The organism is Streptomyces sp. McG3 (assembly GCF_018619185.1).
Classification (GTDB): Bacteria; Actinomycetota; Actinomycetes; order Streptomycetales; family Streptomycetaceae; genus Streptomyces.
In genome coordinates, this window is record NZ_JAAXYC010000491.1 from 1 (window position 1) to 3713 (window position 3713).

Sequence of the window (3713 nt, forward strand, 5' to 3'; positions counted from 1 at the left end):
GCGTTTCGGCGCGGACGATGCCGGGTGCCGAGGCGGACGGGGTGGGGTCCGGTTCCTCACCTTCGCCGGCCGGGACGAGGAATCCGGAGCAGCCGGTCAACGCGGTCAGCGCAGCCGTCAGCAGCACGGCGGAAGCCCGTCTCCGCACCCGCGCCCGCACCCGTACGCACACACCCATGCCGATGCCCCCACCCCTCGGCACGACCCGTCGCCACGACCCGTCGTCGCGGCCCGTCGTCCGTGCGTTCGATCATGTCAGAAGTGGTGCCGAAGCAGCCGCCGCCCTCATGGACTCTTCAGCGTCCCTTGCCGGTCATCCCAAGGAGATCTAAGTGGACCTACAGGGTTCCGGGAGCCGACACTTCGGACATGACCGCCACCGCACCGCGCCCCTTCGGCCGCACGCTCTGCGCCATGATCACGCCTTTCACCTCCACCGGGGCCCTGGACCCCGACGCCGCCCGCGCGCACGCCGCGGGGCTGGTGGCGGAGGGCTGCGACGGAATCGTCCTCAGCGGCACCACGGGCGAGTCCCCCACCACGACGGACGCCGAGAAGTCCGCCCTGCTGCGGGCCGTCCGGGCGGAGGTCGGCGACGGGGTGCCGCTGCTCACCGGCGTCGGGGGCCCGGACACCGCGCACGCCCTGCGCCTGGCGCGGGAGGCCGAGGAGGCGGGCGCGGACGGGCTGCTGGTGGTCGGCCCGTACTACAGCCGCCCGCCGCAGGCCGCCGTCGAGGCGTACTTCCTGCGGGTCGCGGACTCCACCGGGCTGCCGCTGATGCTGTACGACATCCCAGGCCGCACCGGCGTCCGGATCGAGCCGGAGACCCTGTTGCGGCTGGCGGAGCACCCGCGTGTGGTGGCGGTGAAGGACTGCTCCTACGACCTGCTCGGCTCGACGAAGGTGCTGGCCCGCACCTCGCTGGCGTACTACTCGGGCTGCGAGGAGCTGAACCTGCCGTTGTACGCGGTGGGCGGCGCGGGCTATGTCAGTACGGTCGCGAACGTGGCGCCCGCCGCGATGCGGGCGCCGCTGGACGCGTTCGACGCGGGCCGCACCGACGAGGCGGCCCGGCTCAACGGGCTCACGGCCCGCCTCACCGAACTGATGATGGCGAGCGGCCTCCCCGGAACCGTCACCGTGAAGGCACTCCTGGGGGCCGGACCGGTCCGGGAACCGCTGCAGCCCGCCGGGCGCGGGGCGACCGACGGGCTGCGTGCGGCGTACGAGGAACTCCTCGCTCTCTGCTGAACGGGTCAGTTGTGGGCGTGCAGGACCTCGTTGAGGCCGCCCCACACCGCGTTGTTCGGGCGGGCCTCCACGGTGCCGGTGACCGAGTTGCGGCGGAAGAGGATGTTGGAGGCGCCGGACAGCTCGCGGGCCTTGACGACCTGGCCGTCCGGCAGCGTGACGCGCGTGCCGGCGGTGACGTACAGACCGGCTTCGACGACGCACTCGTCGCCGAGCGCGATCCCGACGCCCGCCTCCGCGCCGACCAGGCAGCGCTCGCCGATGACGATGCGCTCCGTGCCGCCACCGGAGAGGGTGCCCATGGTGGACGCGCCGCCGCCGATGTCCGAGCCGTCGCCGACGACGACGCCCGCGGAGATGCGGCCCTCGACCATGGAGGTGCCGAGCGTTCCCGCGTTGAAGTTGATGAAGCCCTCGTGCATGACGGTGGTACCGGCGGCGAGGTGCGCGCCGAGCCGGACGCGGTCGGCGTCGGCGATGCGCACGCCCTTGGGGGCGACGTAGTCCGTCATCCGGGGGAACTTGTCGACCGAGGTGACCTGGAGGTGCAGGCCCTCGGCGCGGGCGTTGAGCCGCACGCGCTCCAGGTCGTCGACGGCGACCGGGCCGAGCGAGGTCCAGGCGACGTTGGCGAGCAGCCCGAACAGTCCGTCGAGGTTCTGGCCGTGCGGCCGGACGAGCCGGTGCGAGAGCAGGTGCAGGCGCAGATAGGCGTCGTGCGCGTCGAGCGGCTTGTCGTCGAGCGAGGAGATGACCGTGGACACGGCGACGACCTCGACGCCGCGCCGGGCGTCCACGCCGAGGGCCTTGGCGGCGCCCTCGCCGAGCCGGTTGACGGCCTCGTCCGGGCTGAGGCGCGTCGTGCCGGCCGGGCCGGGGTCGGAGGTCAGCTCGGGGGCGGGGAACCAGGTGTCGAGGACGGTGCCGTCACCGGCGACGGTGGCGAGGCCGGCGGCGACGGCGCCGGTGGTGCGGGCAGAACCCTGGGAAGTCGTGTCGGTCATGAACAGCAACCTAACCGGCCGGGGCCCGCTCGGGCGAACCGGTCTCAGTACCCGGTTCGGGAACGGAAGGGGACGGCGCCGCGATGCCGTAGAGCCAGGGCTTGGCGCTCGCCCGGCCCGAGTCGTAGCGCTTATGGGTGCGAAAGGCCGAGAGGAACGTGCCGGCGGTGATGTCGTCGGCCGCCGAGTCCCCCAGCCTGCGGGCCGCGTACGGGTGGATGTCCCGGGCGTGCCGGCGGGACAGCTCCGAGAACCGCTCGGGTCCGTCGAGGGACTGGGCGATGAAGGCGGCGTCGTCGGACCAGGGGCCGGTCATGTCGTCTCCGCTGAATGAACGCTTGTCACACCAGGTATGACCCGATGCCCCATCACGCGTTCACGCGGCACCGCCCGGCTGCCGGCCGAGGCAGGCTCAGGCGCCGCCGTCCACGATCCGGGCCAGCATCTCGCGGGTGCAGGGCGCGTCGAACGCGCCGCCGGTGAGCAGCACCTGGAGACAGACGCCGTCCATCAGCGCGACGAGTGCCCGCGCGGTCTGCGGGTCGGTGTGCCGGGACAGCAGCTCGACGGCCTCCTCGGTCCACTCGGCGGCGACGGGGCGCAGCGCGGGGCGGCGCAGGGCCGCGAGGTACAGCTCGTACTCCAGCTCGATCGCCCCGCGCTCGCCCGCGAACCACCGGCCCAGCAACCGCGTCAGCTCCTCCGCGAGACCGGCGGAGCCGACGGGTCCCGCCAGGGCCTCGCTGCCGCGCAGTTCCCGCACGAAGTTCTCGTTGCACCGGCGCAGGGCGGCGACCAGGAGTTCATCGAGGGAGCCGAAGTGGTACGTGGTCGAGCCGAGCGGCACATCGGCCTCGGCGGCCACGGTGCGGTGGCTGAGGCCGGATATGCCGTCGGCCGCGATCACGCGCAGCGCCGCGTCGATGATCTTCGTCCGCCGGCCGGGGTCGTACCGCCGGGCCATCAGTGCGCCCCGCCCAGGTTGAGGACGACGACCCCGGCCACGATCAGGGCGATGCCCGTGATCTTGACCAGGCCGCTGGACTCCCCCAGGAACAGGATCCCGATGAGGGCGACGGCCGCGGTCCCGACGCCGGCCCAGATCGCGTACGCGGTGCCCACGGAGAGCGTCTTGAGGGTCTGCGCGAGCAGCGTGAAGGCGATGAGGTAGCCCACCACCGTGCCGATCGAGGGCCAGAGCCGGGTGAAGCCCTCGCTGTACTTCATGGCCGTCGTCCCGGCCACCTCCGCCGCGATGGCGGCGGCCAGCAGTCCGTATGCGTATCCCATGTGTACGACTGTACCCAACGTTGCGTACGGCCGTACATATCATCGGCCCACGTCGGGGGCGCTACGGTGTGCCGACCGACCACACGGCCCGTGACCCGGGCCGATGACACGACGGAGACGCAGTGGCGCAGGACGCAGGGCTGACTCTTATACACATCTCCGAGC

4 protein-coding genes and 1 pseudogene are annotated in these 3713 nt (G+C 72.6%); 1 reads left to right on the top strand and 4 read right to left on the bottom strand.

Annotation, left to right across the window (positions count from 1 at the left end; all coding sequences use genetic code 11):
- Positions 1–369: 369 nt before the first annotated feature.
- Complete coding sequence (locus HET64_RS37465) at positions 370–1254, top strand: 4-hydroxy-tetrahydrodipicolinate synthase (protein ID WP_215111700.1); 885 nt, start codon at positions 370–372, stop codon at positions 1252–1254.
- A gap of 5 nt (positions 1255–1259) precedes the next feature.
- Here the strand turns inward: HET64_RS37465 and dapD are convergent, their stop codons facing one another.
- From dapD to HET64_RS37485, 4 genes and pseudogenes are all read right to left on the bottom strand, one after another.
- Positions 1260–2258, bottom strand: coding sequence for a 2,3,4,5-tetrahydropyridine-2,6-dicarboxylate N-succinyltransferase (gene dapD / locus HET64_RS37470; protein WP_215111701.1), 999 nt, complete (start codon positions 2256–2258; stop codon positions 1260–1262).
- A gap of 76 nt (positions 2259–2334) precedes the next feature.
- A pseudogene (locus tag HET64_RS37475) lies at positions 2335–2574 on the bottom strand (RNA polymerase sigma factor); the annotation flags it as partial.
- Positions 2575–2670: 96 nt separating this feature from the next.
- Positions 2671–3222 (bottom strand): TetR/AcrR family transcriptional regulator, encoded by a 552-nt coding sequence (locus tag HET64_RS37480; protein ID WP_215111703.1) that lies wholly within the window; start codon positions 3220–3222, stop codon positions 2671–2673.
- Positions 3222–3548 (bottom strand): multidrug efflux SMR transporter, encoded by a 327-nt coding sequence (locus HET64_RS37485; protein ID WP_215111704.1) that lies wholly within the window; start codon positions 3546–3548, stop codon positions 3222–3224. Before HET64_RS37485 ends, HET64_RS37480 begins: the two co-directional genes overlap by 1 nt.
- Between the last annotated feature and the right edge of the window lie 165 nt (positions 3549–3713).

Bases quoted from the DNA above. Each gene is read 5' to 3' on its own strand.
- HET64_RS37480 (WP_215111703.1), bottom strand. From the start codon at position 3,222: ATGGCCCGGCGGTACGACCCCGGCCGGCGGACGAAGATCATCGACGCG.
- HET64_RS37485 (WP_215111704.1), bottom strand. From the start codon at position 3,548: ATGGGATACGCATACGGACTGCTGGCCGCCGCCATCGCGGCGGAGGTG.
- HET64_RS37465 (WP_215111700.1), top strand. From the start codon at position 370: ATGACCGCCACCGCACCGCGCCCCTTCGGCCGCACGCTCTGCGCCATG.
- dapD (WP_215111701.1), bottom strand. From the start codon at position 2,258: ATGACCGACACGACTTCCCAGGGTTCTGCCCGCACCACCGGCGCCGTC.